The 14186-nt window shown below is 41.9% G+C and carries 14 protein-coding genes; 9 read left to right on the top strand and 5 right to left on the bottom strand.

Annotated features, from left to right (window positions below):
- The first annotated feature begins 43 nt into the window (after window positions 1–43).
- The 3 genes from ND6B_RS08890 (at window position 44) to ND6B_RS08900 (ending at window position 1861) form a co-directional block, all read left to right on the top strand.
- On the top strand, window positions 44–535 hold the full coding sequence (locus ND6B_RS08890; RefSeq protein ID WP_033103593.1) for a Fur family transcriptional regulator: 492 nt from the start codon (window positions 44–46) through the stop codon (window positions 533–535).
- Window positions 535–951, top strand: a complete 417-nt coding sequence (locus tag ND6B_RS08895; protein WP_033103579.1) for a MerC domain-containing protein — start codon at window positions 535–537, stop codon at window positions 949–951. The genes ND6B_RS08890 and ND6B_RS08895 overlap by 1 nt, the downstream gene beginning before the upstream one ends.
- A gap of 73 nt (window positions 952–1024) precedes the next feature.
- The gene (locus ND6B_RS08900) at window positions 1025–1861 is read left to right on the top strand and encodes an alpha/beta hydrolase (protein ID WP_033103578.1); all 837 of its coding nucleotides are present in this window, start codon (window positions 1025–1027) and stop codon (window positions 1859–1861) included.
- Between the two features lie 44 nt (window positions 1862–1905).
- Here the strand turns inward: ND6B_RS08900 and ND6B_RS08905 are convergent, their stop codons facing one another.
- The 3 genes from ND6B_RS08905 to cynR all read right to left on the bottom strand — a co-directional run bounded on the left by ND6B_RS08905 (window position 1906) and on the right by cynR (window position 4225).
- Window positions 1906–2808: a homocysteine S-methyltransferase family protein gene (locus ND6B_RS08905; protein WP_033103577.1), complete on the bottom strand. Its 903-nt coding sequence runs from the start codon at window positions 2806–2808 to the stop codon at window positions 1906–1908.
- A 177-nt stretch (window positions 2809–2985) separates the two neighbouring features.
- Window positions 2986–3231, bottom strand: coding sequence for a DUF3297 family protein (locus tag ND6B_RS08910; protein WP_008112798.1), 246 nt, complete (start codon window positions 3229–3231; stop codon window positions 2986–2988).
- Between the two features lie 100 nt (window positions 3232–3331).
- Window positions 3332–4225, bottom strand: coding sequence for a transcriptional regulator CynR (gene cynR, locus ND6B_RS08915; RefSeq protein WP_033103576.1), 894 nt, complete (start codon window positions 4223–4225; stop codon window positions 3332–3334).
- Between the two features lie 105 nt (window positions 4226–4330).
- Between cynR and ND6B_RS08920 the strand changes: the two genes are divergently transcribed.
- The 6 genes from ND6B_RS08920 (at window position 4331) to ND6B_RS08945 (ending at window position 11204) form a co-directional block, all read left to right on the top strand.
- Window positions 4331–4990, top strand: coding sequence for a carbonic anhydrase (locus ND6B_RS08920; protein WP_033103575.1), 660 nt, complete (start codon window positions 4331–4333; stop codon window positions 4988–4990).
- A gap of 24 nt (window positions 4991–5014) precedes the next feature.
- The gene (cynS, locus tag ND6B_RS08925; protein ID WP_028834723.1) at window positions 5015–5485 is read left to right on the top strand and encodes a cyanase; all 471 of its coding nucleotides are present in this window, start codon (window positions 5015–5017) and stop codon (window positions 5483–5485) included.
- 78 nt (window positions 5486–5563) lie between these two features.
- Window positions 5564–6772: a CynX/NimT family MFS transporter gene (locus ND6B_RS08930; protein ID WP_033103574.1), complete on the top strand. Its 1209-nt coding sequence runs from the start codon at window positions 5564–5566 to the stop codon at window positions 6770–6772.
- Between the two features lie 186 nt (window positions 6773–6958).
- Window positions 6959–8548: an alkaline phosphatase gene (locus ND6B_RS08935; RefSeq protein WP_033103573.1), complete on the top strand. Its 1590-nt coding sequence runs from the start codon at window positions 6959–6961 to the stop codon at window positions 8546–8548.
- A gap of 11 nt (window positions 8549–8559) precedes the next feature.
- A complete protein-coding gene (locus ND6B_RS08940; RefSeq protein ID WP_033103592.1) occupies window positions 8560–10356 on the top strand; it encodes an alkaline phosphatase in 1797 nt (598 codons plus the stop codon).
- A gap of 119 nt (window positions 10357–10475) precedes the next feature.
- Window positions 10476–11204: a hypothetical protein gene (locus ND6B_RS08945; RefSeq protein ID WP_033103572.1), complete on the top strand. Its 729-nt coding sequence runs from the start codon at window positions 10476–10478 to the stop codon at window positions 11202–11204.
- Here the strand turns inward: ND6B_RS08945 and ND6B_RS08950 are convergent.
- Both ND6B_RS08950 and ND6B_RS08955 read right to left on the bottom strand, forming a co-directional pair.
- A complete protein-coding gene (locus tag ND6B_RS08950) occupies window positions 11179–13074 on the bottom strand; it encodes a monovalent cation:proton antiporter-2 (CPA2) family protein (protein ID WP_013466243.1) in 1896 nt (631 codons plus the stop codon). The two genes, ND6B_RS08945 and ND6B_RS08950, sit on opposite strands and share 26 nt — an antisense overlap.
- A gap of 102 nt (window positions 13075–13176) precedes the next feature.
- Window positions 13177–14070, bottom strand: coding sequence for a lipoprotein (locus tag ND6B_RS08955; RefSeq protein WP_033103571.1), 894 nt, complete (start codon window positions 14068–14070; stop codon window positions 13177–13179).
- Between the last annotated feature and the right edge of the window lie 116 nt (window positions 14071–14186).

The raw sequence follows: 14186 nt of genomic DNA, 5'->3' as shown, positions 1-14186 counted from the left end.
TGGCAAAGTTAAAACATCAGCCCACTACATTAGAGTGGGTAATATGAATAAGCAGCAATTTAAAGAGATGATGGGTTTTGCGATAAAAAGATGTGAAGCCTTTGAAAAAAAATTAACGCCAAAACGTCAGCAGGTATTTGAAATTCTATTGAAAGCAAATAAACCTTTGTCTGCTTATGAGTTAACAGATCAATTTAATAAGCAAATAAATACACCGATTTTGGCAATGTCCGTTTATCGGATATTAGGTTTTTTAGAGTCGGTAGGTCTGGTACATAGATTAAAGTTAGAAAATAAGTTTATACCGTGCAGTCACGTTAATGATGATAGAGAGCATCAACTATCGATGTTTTTAATTTGTAGCTCTTGTAATAAAGCAAGTGAGGTGAATGACCTTAACAATTCGGTTAAATCTTTGTTTAGGGAACTGAAAATGAAAGGGTTTACGCCAGCAACTTCGCAATTAGAAATCTCAGGTGTTTGTTTTGGGTGCCAGCAAAGTACCGCTAACACAATTAAAAAGAAGGATAAATAATGAAGCTGACTCAAACGACAGCAGACAAGTTTGCCATTGGGCTTTCGTTAATGTGCACGGTACATTGTTTTGCAACACCGGTTATTTTAGCGCTGTTGCCAAGCTTTGCTGTACTACAAATAAATGGTGAACAGTTTCACTTATGGGTTCTTGCTGCAGTATTACCAACAAGCTTATTAGCTTTAAGCTTAGGCTGTAAAAAGCACAAACGTACACGTTATATGGCGTGTGGAGTTGTTGGTTTAGCTTTTTTGATAATTGCAGTATTGCTAGGTCAAGAAGAGGCCGAAAAAGCACTCACTTTAATTGGCTCCGCTTTTATCGCATTAGCCCATTGGTTTAACTACCAACAGTGTTTTAAAAAAAATAACGAAAAATGCCGCTGTTCAGGTGATAAATCAGACCAACTTGTTTAACACTGCCAGTGTTAAACATAGCGACTATGTGGCATTGTAATTATAAATATCGTTTTTTAGGTAAACTAATTTAGTGAATACTGCTTTAAAGCTTCTGCTGTTACTTTGTGTTTTCATCTGTTTTAAATTAAGCGCAAATACCCCTTACGAAATCCCCAGAAGTACTGTTGTAGAGCTTACGGAGCCCTCAACTAAGCGTGTTTATTCTATTTTTATTCAATTACCTAAGTCATATGCAAAGGAGCCTAATAAAACGTATCCTGTTATTTATTTAACCGATGCGCCGTATGCATTTCCTATCGTTGCCGGTGCCACACGGTTTCCAATGAATAGCGACAAAATGCAACAGGCTATTATTGTGGCGATTGGCTATGAAAAAGGCTCAAGAGGAGCTAGTAGTCGAGTTAGAGATTACACACCGACTCAGGCTCAAAATTGGAAGAAGCAAACGGGTAATGCCAAAGGGCACGTTACGTTTTTGCAAAGTACAGTATTTACTTTTATCGAAAAAAATTACCGAGCAAGCAATACGCAAAGAACGTATATTGGTAACTCGCTAGGCGGCTTATTTGGCGCGACTATTTTATTTACGATGCCTGAGCTATTTAGCAATTATATTATTGGCAGTCCGTCGGTTTGGTTTGATAACAATGCACTGCTAGCGTTAAAAGTGAATAAGCCCAAAATACCAATAAAGGTTTATGTATCTGTTGGCGCAAAGGAAACTCCAGCCTTTGGTGAAGGACACAATATGGTTGAAGGCGCAGCGCAACTTGTGCAAAAAATTAACGCGCTTAATAGTGATAATATAAAATTAAAAAGTGTTGTTATTGAGGGAGCACAGCATGCAACCGCATTCCCAACCACAGCAATACAAGGGCTCGATTGGGTATTGGGAAGCAGTCAATAAGCTCAAAAGGGATTCTCGATACTTTTGTAATTAAATAAATGATATTAAAGCGCTTCAATATCGCTTTTCCACTTTACCAGTGCTGCTATGAATTCGGGGCCAATACCACAGCAGCCGCCAATAATTGTTGCGCCTAGGCTATGCCATTGCTTTGCAAACGCTACATACTCAGCGGGTGATAAGTCGCGGTAACCTTGCGAGCCTTCATTGGCTTTATAGTCGCTGGCGATTGGTGTAAAGCCATTCGCAAAGGCCCCTAAATCAACATTTTTATTCTGCTGTTTTAGTACGCGGTTAGTGTCGCGTAGCGCTTGTTCAATAACCTCAGGGATAGAGCAGTTAAAGAATATGCCCGCTATATTATGTTCGAGTAATGCTAAGATAGCGTCGGATACTAATTCAACAGAGCGCAATGTCGCTTGTTCGCTTACCTCATCATTTAAGGTAAATGCGTAATAACATGGTTTGTTTGAATTCTTAAGCACCCTTGCCATAACCCGCGCTTCTTCAATGTTTGATATGGTTTCACCAATCCAAACATCGACATATTCGTCTTGTGCTTTATACAGGGTATTTAAAATAGTAAATGCGCGTTCACTTTGGAAAAAATCAGCACGGTACGATCCAAATGCGGGTGGCAATGAACCCGCAACTAGCACGTTTTGATTAGTGTTTTGAGCTGCTTTTTTTGCAATTACAGCAGCTTGCTGTGCAAGTGCTGCACCTTGTGCTTGGTAAAGCGTTTCACCTAAATGAAAGGGGACACACGCATAGCTATTTACCGTAATAATTTCTGCCCCCGCATTTATAAAAGCTTGATGCGCTTGAGTTACGCATTGTGGTGCTTCTATTAAAGCTTGTGCACTCCAAAGTGGCTGTGAAAATGGCGCGTCCATGCGTTTAAGTTCACGACCCATGCCGCCATCTAATATTGTTAACCTACTCATAATGGACTTCTATACGGCTAAATAATTAAGGCTATTCAAACATACTTTTTGAAAATTCATAATGAAACTTCATCAGGTTGAGTATGAAAAAAGTTCAACATGTTAAAGCTGTTTTTAAAAGGCACAAAAAAAGCGACTACCCAGTAAGGTGTCGCTTTTCTTTTTACAAGTAAGCTATTACTTGTAAAACGCTTCTACAGTGCCTTTTACTTTCATAAGTAATGGCTGGCCGCGACGGTCTAGCGCTTTAGGTGCCGCTACTTTTATCCAACCTTCGCTGATGCAGTATTCTTCAACGTCAAAACGCTCTTTACCGTTAAGTGTAATACCGATTTCATGCTCAAATACTTCTTCTACATAAAATTTGCTACGTGGATTGATAGACAGTTGATTTGGTAATTCTGGTTTGTTTGTATCAGTCATAATGGTGATCTGCGTTGAATTAATTATGCGCTATTGTAGGCAATAGCTGGCTTATGCTCAAGCACGACATTCATAAACTGAGCGGCTTTTAGTTTTATCGTTATATGTTTGAGCTTATTGCCTCAGCGGTGCTGTGAGCCAGCTCTATAAAAGCGGCTGTTGCGGCACTTTGGTAAGCATCTTGTCGCTGTAATAACACAGCGGTACGTTTTAATAATGAAGGTGCAAGAGTAATGGCAACTAACTCTTCGTGTTTACTCGCTATGTTAGAGGGAAGCAAAGTAGCTAGTTGTGTATGGCGCACTATTTCAATAACGGCACTGAGTGAATTGGCTTCCATAAGTACATTAGGCTGCACCTTGTGTTGGCGACAATGACGTTCAATTTGTTCGCGAGTTGCAAACTCATTACTGAGCAGCACCAGTGATTGTTCATTTAAAGTGCTCAGGTCAATACGGTGTTTGTTAGCTAAAGCATGGTGTTTATTTACTACTAAAGCGAGTGTCTCTTGTAATAAAGTTTGGGCGTGTATGTCTGCACTATGGTTGCCTTCAAAGGCTATACCTACATCAAACTCATCATCTAACAAACGATTTTCCATGCGTTCTTGCGACATTTCTTCCATGCTTAAGGTGATGTTGGGGTAGTGCTGATGAAATGCGTTGACTAATGGCCCAATAAAATAAGTAGTAAACGTCGGCGTAATAGCCACTCGCAATGACCCCCGGCTGAGGTTTTGTACATCATGAATCGCCCGCTTACCTTCTTCTAAATCCTGCAAGGCTCTGTGTGCATAACGAGCATATACCTCACCTGCATCAGTTAATTTTACGCTGCGCCCTGAGCGGTCAAATAAAGGTGCACCGAGGGTTTCTTCAAGCTGTTTAATTTGTTGCGACAACGCAGGTTGAGACACATATAAGGATGCTGCTGCTTTGGTAAAGTTCTTGTGCTTGGCAACGGCCAAAAAGTAATTGATGTGGCGAAGTATCATAGCTAACTATAAGTATTTCTTATCGGTATCATAATATACCAGTCTTTTACCTTATTAAAAAGCGGGCGTAATATTCATCTCATCGACAATATAGAGACACCCGTTATGAAAGATATCATTGAAGGTTTTTTAAAGTTTCAAAGTGATGCATACCCAGAGCGTGCCGATTTATTTAAAAATTTGGCTACTAAGCAAAATCCACGCACTTTGTTTATTTCATGTTCTGATAGTCGTTTAGTGCCTGAGCTCGTAACACAACGTGAGCCTGGTGGATTATTTGTTATTCGCAATGCCGGAAACATCGTCCCATCTTACGGGCCTGAGCCTGGCGGGGTTTCTGCATCAGTTGAATATGCAGTTACTGCACTGCAAGTAACCGATGTGGTTATTTGCGGCCATTCTGATTGCGGAGCAATGACGGCAATAGCAACCTGTAAGTGCATGGATCACATGCCTGCGGTTGGCAGTTGGCTGCGTTACGCCGATTCAGCTCGCATTGTCAATGAAGCGCGCAATCACGCAAATGAACGTGATCGCATTGAAGCTATGGTACGCGAAAATGTGATTGCTCAACTTGAAAACATTAAAACCCATCCATCGGTGCGTCTTGCGCTTGGCGAAGGTCGCTTGGCATTACATGGCTGGGTTTATGATATCGAATCTGGCGGCATTGAAGCTTTAAATGGCGCAACGAATACGTTTGTTTCCCTTGCCGAACATACAGATGTTCGTGCATATCCAATTCAGCTTCCTGTAGCTGTATAACCAACCATTGTAAGAGGTACTATTATGATCCAATCTCAAGTGAGCAACACGGCGCGCCTAGCATTAACCGATATAATTATTGCTGCAAAAGCAGAAAAAAATCTGTCGTTTGAACAAATTGCAGAGGGCACAGGTTTAAGCGACGTTTACGTGACGGCGGCTTTATTAGGCCAGCACCCATTGCCTGCAGAAGCCGCTGAAAAAGTGGCACAAACTCTGGGCCTTGATGCAAGTGCGGTTGAATTACTTAAAGCTATTCCACTACGTGGTAGTGTAGAAAACAATATGCCAACCGATCCGACTATTTACCGTTTTTATGAAATGATGCAAGTATACGGTACAACGTTTAAGGCATTAGTTCATGAGCAGTTTGGCGACGGTATTATTAGTGCAATTAACTTTAAAGTAGATATGAAAAAAGTTGAAGATCCTGAAGGTGGCTCACGTGCTGTAATTACGCTTGATGGTAAGTTCTTACCTTACAAGCCTTTCTAAACGCTTTATAATATTTTGTATATAAACAGTCGGCGCTAAGCGCCGGCTTTTTTTGGTTATTAAGGATGGTTTTTATTGATGAGTAATCACAGCACTTCTACTTCTTCTTATGCATCGGCGCTTTCGCTTTTTTGGCCAATGTTAATCATTGCTGTGCTCGCAATGACCTTACGACCCACGCTTACCTCTACCGGCCCATTACTTGAAGAAATTCGTTTAAGCACTGGGCTTGGTTTACAAGGGGCGTCTTTGTTAACCGTACTCCCTATGTTTTGTATGGGTGTGTTTCCATTATTGCTTCCTTGGCTTGGGCGTTATTTAAGTGAAAATGCGTGGATTGCTGGTGGATTGTTTGCAATTGCATTAGCTGGTTTTTGGCGTTTGTGGCTTGGCAGTGGTTGGGCGTTAATAATCAGTGCGTTATTAGGCGGTACAGGCATTGCAATAGTGCAAGCGATGGCTCCAGGAGTGGTTAAACGTTGGTATCCACAGCGAGTTCCTTTAGCTATGGGGGTATATTCTGCCTCACTTATGGCAGGCGGTGGTATAGCTGCAATATTAACGCCGCGGGTGGCGGTGCATTATGGCAGCTGGCAAGCAGGACTTGGAGTGTGGCTTATTATTCCTGTTATTGCTCTGTTGCTTTGGTGGTTAAGGCCGCAGGAGCAGATGGACGCAAAGCATAACAGTATTAAGCTTAATTTATTTTTTAACCAGCGAGCATGGTTACTTGCTGCCTATTTTGGACTCGCTAATGGCGGCTACGCGTGCATGATTGCTTGGTTACCTAGTTACGCTCAGGATTTAGGATGGAGTGCACAAAATAGTGGGGAGCTTATTGGCGTTATGACTGTTTTTCAGGTAATTGGTGCATTGGGTGCACCGGTACTTTCAGCAAACCGCTTAGACAGGCGACCTTGGTTATTTTTTGCTGTTGCGATTCAGCTAATAGGTTTTATAGGATTAATATTGATGCCCGATTCTATGATGAACGTTTGGGTGGGGATGATAGGGTGTGGTTTAGGTGCTTGTTTTTCGCTAACACTCACCGTGGCGCTCGATCATTTAGCTAATCCCAAATTGGCAGGTGTACTCACTGCGTTTGTCCAAGGCGTTGGTTTTATTATTACCGCTATCGTGCCTTATATAGCAGGTGTTTTACTTAATGTTACTGCAAGCTATCAAGCATCTTGGTTTATGTTGGTGATAACGCTAATTGCAATGCTGTTTATGACAATCCGATTTGCTCCTGCAACGTATGCAAAGGCAATAAATATTACTCATTAACTATTTTATGGGATTTAAGCTTTTTTAAATCCCATATCCTTTCACTTTTTCTGCGTTTTATTGCCACCGTCATTTTTTCTTCATCAAAATTACCTTTATTAGTCATAACTCTTTTTTAGAGTACAGCGGTTGATGTTTTTTGTGTTCACACTTTTAAAAATAACCACTACATAATGGGAATTACGGATGAAAATTAAAAAAGTTGCTGCGGCAATCGCACTAACATTTGCGTTTAGCGCCGTTAGTCATGCCAATGTTCTACCGCAAAGTCAAAAAGACAGCAGCTGGTACAGCGCTGCGCAAGCAAAACTAACAACAAAAACAACGCAAGCACAGGCAATTAAAAACACCAAAGCTAAAAATGTTATTTTATTTGTAGGCGATGGCATGGGTATTTCTACCTTAACGGCAGCGCGTATTTTACAAGGTCAACGCAATAATCAGCTTGGCGAAGAAGGCTATTTAAGCTTTGAGCAGTTCCCTTACTCTGCGCAAGTTAAAACCTATAATGTGGATGCACAAACGCCAGACTCTGCAGGCACCATGACGGCCATGATCTCAGGTGTAAAAACCGATGTGGGTGTTATTGGTGTTGATGAAGATATTGAGCGCGGTGAGTGCTCAACGGTGGCTGGTAATGAGTTACTTACAGCCACTGAGCTTGCTGAAATTAAAGGCCTAGCAACAGGAATTATCTCTACTGCCCGCATTACCCATGCAACGCCTGCGGCAACCTATGCTAAATCGGCTGATCGCAACTGGGAAGATATCTCAGACATGCCTGAGGCAGCAGTGAATGCTGGCTGTGAAGATATTGCCTCACAGCTGGTTAATTTTGAAAAAAACCTAGAAGCACGCTTTGTCGGAACCGATGTTGATGGCTTAGATTTTGTGATGGGTGGCGGCCGTCGTCACTTTTTACCAAAAGAGGCCGCGGCAAATTCTACTGACGCTATGAGTGCCATAGAAGGCGATCGTACCGATGAGCGTAACCTTGTTACTGAGTGGCAAACACAGTATCCAAATGGCACTTATGTGATGGATGAAGCCGGTTTTAATAGCATTGCCGATGACGCCACTAAAGTATTTGGTTTATTTAATGAATCGCACATGCAATACGAAGCTGACCGTGCAAACGATATAGCAGGCGAGCCATCGCTTACCGATATGACCACCAAAGCCATTGATGTGCTGGGTAAAAACGAAAAAGGCTTTTTCTTAACAGTTGAGTCGGGGCGCATTGACCATGCTCACCATGCGGGTAACGCATACAATGCACTTAACGACACCATTGAATTTGCAAAAGCAGTACAAGCTGCCGTTGATAACACCAATCCAGAAGAAACCCTTATTTTAGTTACAGCTGACCACAGCCATGTATTTACTATTGCAGGGTACCCTAAACGTGGTAACCCAATTTTAGGTAAAGTGGTTGCTGTAGGGCAAACTACACCAACGCTAGCTGCTGATAACATGCCATACACCACAGTAGGTTATGCAAATGGCCTCGGTTTTAGAAACTTAATCGATGAAACGGATGCGGACGCAAGCTATGAAACAGCTGCGGTTGCAGGACGTGTTGAGCTAAATGGTGTTGATACAACAACGCCAGGTTTTCACCAAGAAACCACGGTACCACTGAGCTCTGAAACACACGCAGGTGAAGATATTTCACTGCATGCAACCGGACCGGGTGCTCACCTAGCTCAAGGTGTTATTGAGCAAAACGTTGTATTTCATTTAATTAATCAAGCTCTTGAACTAACTCAGCAATAATGGCGGCTCACATGAATAAATTAACAGTACTTTCTTTAGCAGTAATGGTCGCATTAACGGGGTGTTCGAGTGATGACGACAAAAACAGCAATAATATTTTAGCGGTCGATCTCCCAATTGCAGTGGGATCTGCGCAATGTATCAATGGCGGCGTAGAAACACAAAGCGGTGTTGATACCAATACAAACGGGCAATTAGAGAGCAACGAAGTAACGCACACTAACTTAGTCTGTAACGACCCAGCCACCTCATTAACGAGTGAGCAGCTGGCGTCTCTTAGCAATAACGTATGGTTTAGTGATGCACAAACTAAGCTCGCCGGCGCGCAAGATGCTGCAAGTAAAGTGGTAACTGAATCGGGTAAAGCTAAAAATGTGATCTTGTTTGTTGGCGATGGAATGGGTATTTCTACTGTGACAGCTGCCCGTATTTTAGCGGGGCAATTACAGGGTGAAATGGGTGAAGATCACCAATTAAGCTTTGAAACCATGCCGTACTCTGGGTTTGTAAAAACCTATAACGTGGATGCACAAACGCCAGATTCTGCCGGTACAATGACGGCAATGGCCTCAGGTGTAAAAACCGATGTGGGTGTAATTGGTATAGACGAAGCGGTTGAACGTGGTAGTTGTGCATCAGGCAAAGGGCATGAGCTTGTTACGTCATTAGAGCTGGCAGAAATTGCCGGTAAGTCTACGGGTATTGTTTCTACTGCGCGTATTACCCATGCAACACCTGCGGCAACCTACGCTAAATCGGCAGACCGTAACTGGGAAGATATTTCAGATATGCCTGCTTCTGAGTCAGCTAATTGTGAAGATATTGCCTCACAGCTGGTTAACTTTGAAAAAAATCTAGAAGCGCGTTTTAGTGGTGTTGATGTAGACGGGATTGAAGTGGTTATGGGCGGCGGGCGTCGTCACTTTTTACCAAAAGATGCCGCGTTTAACTCAGCTGATGCTGTTAGTGCTGTAGAGGGCGATCGTACAGATAATCGCGACTTAACCGCCGAGTGGAAAACGCAATACCCAAATGGTGCTTATGTAATGGATCAAGCGGGTTTTGCTGCGATTGATGCAACCACAACCGAGCGTGTATTTGGTTTATTTAATGAATCTCACATGCAATACGAAGCCGACCGTGGCAATGATATTGCAGGCGAGCCTTCATTATCACAAATGACCGAAAAAGCGATTGATGTGCTTGATAATAACGATAAAGGCTTTTTCTTAACGGTTGAGTCGGGACGTATTGACCACGCGCATCATGCGGGTAATGCATACAACGCACTGAACGATACTGTAGAGCTGGCTAAAGCAGTAAAAGTAGCGATGGAAAACACCAACCCAGAAGAGACGCTAATTGTAGTAACAGCCGATCACAGTCACGTATTTACCATTGCGGGCTACCCTAAACGCGGTAACCCAATTTTAGGTAAAGTGGTTGGTGTAGGGCAAACAGAGCCCAGCCTTGCTGCCGACGATATGCCTTATACTACAGTTGGTTACACTAATGGTTTAGGCTACAGAGACCTAGGTGCAGAAACCGATGCCGATGCATCTTACTTAGCTGCACCCGTTACAGGGCGTGTTGATTTAAGTAATGTTGATACTACAACGCCAGGTTTTCACCAAGAGGCACTTGTGCCACTATCATCAGAAACTCACGCAGGCGAAGATGTAGGTGTGTATGCAATGGGCCCTGGGGCGCATTTAGTAACAGGTACTAATGAGCAAAGCTTTTTATTCCATGTTATGGACTTTGCCGCTGACTTTGTAAAAGCCGCGGATGAAAAAGTAGCGCAATAAACCTTGCGATATAAAACAACCCGCACACTGTGCGGGTTTTTTATGTCATTAAACTGCCATTATTTTTGGTTATGTTAAAGGCAATTAAGCTAAAAGCGATTAACTAAAGAGATAGCCCAATGAAAAAAGTATTTTTAATAATGAGCGCATTATTTAGCGCAAGCAGCTTTGCTGAGCAGTGCGATATAAATCCACAGGTATTAAAAGCCACTTACACTATTATTAATAAGGCTCCACAAGCGCTTAAAAATAATAAGGAAAACAGCCAAACTCTCACCCTTTGGCGAAATGAGCAACAAGTGGCGCACCAAAGCCAAGTTATAACAGAGCTTTGGCAGCATACGAGCAACAATCAAATACGGCCTATTCGTTATTTTAATGCGCAGCAGCGCGGTATTGAATATCAGCCCTCAGAGGTGCAAGGAGTGCAAAACTGGAGTGCAAAAGTACAGCTGGTAGATAATCATCTTATTGAAAAAATGACATTAGTGAGCACCGAAGGCGAAGGCTGCAACGAAATAAAAAATTACAGCTTAGAAGAAAATAACTCTCAGTATAACTTGGCATTTTTTACCCATTCAAAACTAGTAAAAACATTTAGTATTAGTAACCTAGCGAATAAAGCAAGCACGTCACTTAGCTTAGACGCGGTGCAAAATGACACACCAGCTATTAAGGCTCAGTTTGCAAAATGGGATAACTTTCAAACCACCGACTATGCCGACATTGGCGATAACGAAAGCGACCCATTTTTAGCAAAAATGATTAACCTAGGTTTTATAGAGCACGGCGCCACCGGTTTTTATAATCCTCAAGGTGAGGCTATTCAAGGTGGACATCATCATTAGGTCGTTTTTTGGGCTTAGCAGAGTCTTCTGTTAAGCCATTTTCATAATCGTTGGCATCACAGGTATTTAAATTTTGCTGTGCTTGCTTATCTTGCTGTAATACCTGTTTTAAATCTTCCATACGTTGGCGTACTGCAACGCCGTAGCTGGCATCATCTCCCCAAAGCTCAGAAAGTTGTAACACAGATGCACGGTCATGATCCCTAAATAATTTACCAGCACGCTCAGCGTCTTCTTTGCTATTGCCAAGTAGCTGCAGTGATTCTATGGCTAAGTTAATGGCTGAGTCGACGGTTTCGCGGTTAAACGCATCCACTTTTAGATTCAGTAGTTGATACGCATGGCGACGATCGATTGCGCGCGCCACTATTTTTAATTGTGGGTAGTTTTTATGTGCCAGCTTAATAATTTCAATGGTTTTATCTGGGTTATCAATCGCAACAACCAGCATTTGTGCAGTATGCGCGCCTGCGGCTTCAAGCAGTTCTTGGCGAGCAGCATCACCGTAAAATACGGTGTTACCAAAGCGGCGCAGCAGTTCTATTTGGCTTGGGCTGTGATCAAGTACGGTAATTTCATAGCCTTGTGCATGTAATAAACGTCCCATAATTTGCCCAAAGCGGCCATAGCCCGCAATAATTACATGTTTAGCGGTATTTATTTGTTCTGGTTTATCAAACTCAGGCTTAGTGCTACTACTGCGTTTTTGTATTTGCTCATACAACATCAGTAATAAAGGAGCTATCAACATAGATACCGCAACCACTAAGGTCACTAGACTGGTTTGTTCTGGGGTTAAAATACTTAATGTGGTGGTCACGCTTAAAAGTACAAAAGCAAATTCACCACCTTGTGCTAGTGCCAATGTAAACAATAGTTTTTGCTTTGAGCTAATTTTAAATGTGACAGCAAGGGCAAACAAAATGCAGGCTTTAATGACAATTAATAAGGCAACTAAAGCAACCACGGTACTAAATTGATTAAATAATAGCTCAAAATTAATTGAAGCCCCTACAGTGATAAAAAATAGTCCTAGCAATAGGCCTTTAAAGGGCTCTATGTCGGCTTCTAATTCGTGTCTAAATTCACTTTCGGCCAATACTACACCGGCTAAAAAAGTACCTAAAGCAGGTGATAGGCCAATACTGTGCATTACAAGCGAAATAGCCACGACTAAAAACAATGCAAAAATAGTGAATATTTCACGCATGTGAGTTTGTGCTATGTATCTAAACAGTGGTGCCGACACATATTTACCGCCAGCAATGATAGCGGCAATAACGCCAACAGAGACGCCTACTTGTTGCCAAACAGGCCAGCCTGCAATGATTGAATCGCTAATTTGTTTTGAGCTACTTGGTGCAGCAAACGCGAGTAAGGGGAGTAGCGCTAAAATAGGAATAATGGCAATATCTTGAAATAATAAAACCGAAAATGCATTTTGCCCAGCTTCTTGCTTTAACCAGCCTTTTTCTTCGAGGCTTTGCAATACAATCGCGGTAGAAGAAAGTGCCAGCATTAAACCAATGGCCAATGCGGTTTGCCAATGCATGGTAAAAAACCAATAACAAAAGGCAAAAATAACCGCCGCAGTTAGCACCACCTGTAAGCCACCAAGCCCTAAAATAGAGTGCCGAAGCTTCCATAGTCGTGAGGGTTGTAGTTCAAGTCCGACCAAAAATAGCATCATCACTACGCCAAATTCGGCAAAATGCATTACATCGGTTTGATCCCCTACGACTCCCAATGCATAGGGACCAATCAGTATGCCAGCAATTAAATAACCCAGTACTGATCCTAAGCCAAGTCGTTTGGCAATAGGAACAGCCACAATGGCGGCGGCTAAATAAATTAAAGCAATTTCTAACACGCGTTTATCCTAATAATTTCAAGACATTTAGCATGGCTTAGGTGTTAGTAAAATACAATAACTGATGTAGTGAACAGCCATTTATTTCGCTTTATTAGTGTATTAGCGGTCTAATTTTACAGTGCCTGAAATATTATCAATACTGACATCACCCGAGCCTGCTTCTGTAATAGTTAGCGCTTTAGCGTAATTAACGCGAATATCGCCAGAGCCATCTTCAATCGTCACGCTTGAGCCAATATGTTCAATCAACATATCTCCTGAGTTATCGTCTACGGTGACTGCGCCTTTAATATGTTTAATAGTTATGCCGCCCGAGCCATCTTCAACATTTAATACGCCTGTTACGTTAGTCACTTGCATTTCGCCAGAGCCATCTTCAATGGCGACATTACCACTGACATTATCAATATCAATGCTGCCTGAGCCGTCATTTAATGCTAAGTCGCCGACTACATTTTTTACGTAAATACTGCCCGAGCCATCATCAATATTTAGGTTTTTAGCACCATTGATAGATAAGCTGCCAGAACCATCTTTTACATCAATATTGCTTTGCATCTCGTTAATAACAATATCGCCTGAGCCGTCGTTAATATCTAAATTTAGGGTGTTAGGTACGGTAACAACTAAATTGATACTTGGTGATTGCCCGCTGTAAAAGCTAATCCCATTATTACTTTTATTTTGTGCAACAAGTTTTGCTTGTGTACCGCTTTTCTCAAGGGTGAGTTCGTATTCATCGTCAATGTCGGCGGTGTAAATGATGGCATCAACGCTAATATTGGTTGCAGTATTAGAGCCCTGAATATCGAGCGAACCGGCACCACTTAATATCGTTAAGTACTCAAGGTTATTGCTTGGCAGTGAAAGCTGCTGGGTTTGTTTAACTGATGCGACACTGGGCGATATGTGAAATACACAACCGCTGAGTAATAAAATGCCACTAATTAATGAAACGGGCTTAGTGAAGTTCAATAGAGTTGATGCGCTCATGTTTAGTCCTTTGATATTGATTATTTTAGTTAATATACAAAGTATAGAGCAAAATTGAGGCCGAAATGTAAGTTGTTGTTTTATATGAGGTGGCAGCAGTAATTAAAAAGTTAAAA

This window comes from Pseudoalteromonas sp. ND6B (assembly GCF_000764215.1).
GTDB classification, from domain to species: Bacteria; Pseudomonadota; Gammaproteobacteria; order Enterobacterales; family Alteromonadaceae; genus Pseudoalteromonas; species Pseudoalteromonas tetraodonis.
The sequence above is the reverse complement of the archived record's forward strand: the minus strand, read 5'-3'. Positions and strand labels throughout refer to the sequence as shown.

What these genes read in the sequence shown, in the direction of transcription:
- ND6B_RS08890 (WP_033103593.1), top strand. Translation starts at nt 44, where the DNA reads ATGAATAAGCAGCAATTTAAAGAGATGATGGGTTTTGCGATAAAAAGA.
- ND6B_RS08920 (WP_033103575.1), top strand. Translation starts at nt 4,331, where the DNA reads ATGAAAGATATCATTGAAGGTTTTTTAAAGTTTCAAAGTGATGCATAC.
- ND6B_RS08910 (WP_008112798.1), bottom strand. Translation starts at nt 3,231, where the DNA reads ATGACTGATACAAACAAACCAGAATTACCAAATCAACTGTCTATCAAT.
- ND6B_RS08935 (WP_033103573.1), top strand. Translation starts at nt 6,959, where the DNA reads ATGAAAATTAAAAAAGTTGCTGCGGCAATCGCACTAACATTTGCGTTT.
- ND6B_RS08955 (WP_033103571.1), bottom strand. Translation starts at nt 14,070, where the DNA reads ATGAGCGCATCAACTCTATTGAACTTCACTAAGCCCGTTTCATTAATT.
- ND6B_RS08945 (WP_033103572.1), top strand. Translation starts at nt 10,476, where the DNA reads ATGAAAAAAGTATTTTTAATAATGAGCGCATTATTTAGCGCAAGCAGC.
- ND6B_RS08930 (WP_033103574.1), top strand. Translation starts at nt 5,564, where the DNA reads ATGAGTAATCACAGCACTTCTACTTCTTCTTATGCATCGGCGCTTTCG.
- cynS (WP_028834723.1), top strand. Translation starts at nt 5,015, where the DNA reads ATGATCCAATCTCAAGTGAGCAACACGGCGCGCCTAGCATTAACCGAT.
- ND6B_RS08905 (WP_033103577.1), bottom strand. Translation starts at nt 2,808, where the DNA reads ATGAGTAGGTTAACAATATTAGATGGCGGCATGGGTCGTGAACTTAAA.
- cynR (WP_033103576.1), bottom strand. Translation starts at nt 4,225, where the DNA reads ATGATACTTCGCCACATCAATTACTTTTTGGCCGTTGCCAAGCACAAG.
- ND6B_RS08940 (WP_033103592.1), top strand. Translation starts at nt 8,560, where the DNA reads ATGAATAAATTAACAGTACTTTCTTTAGCAGTAATGGTCGCATTAACG.
- ND6B_RS08895 (WP_033103579.1), top strand. Translation starts at nt 535, where the DNA reads ATGAAGCTGACTCAAACGACAGCAGACAAGTTTGCCATTGGGCTTTCG.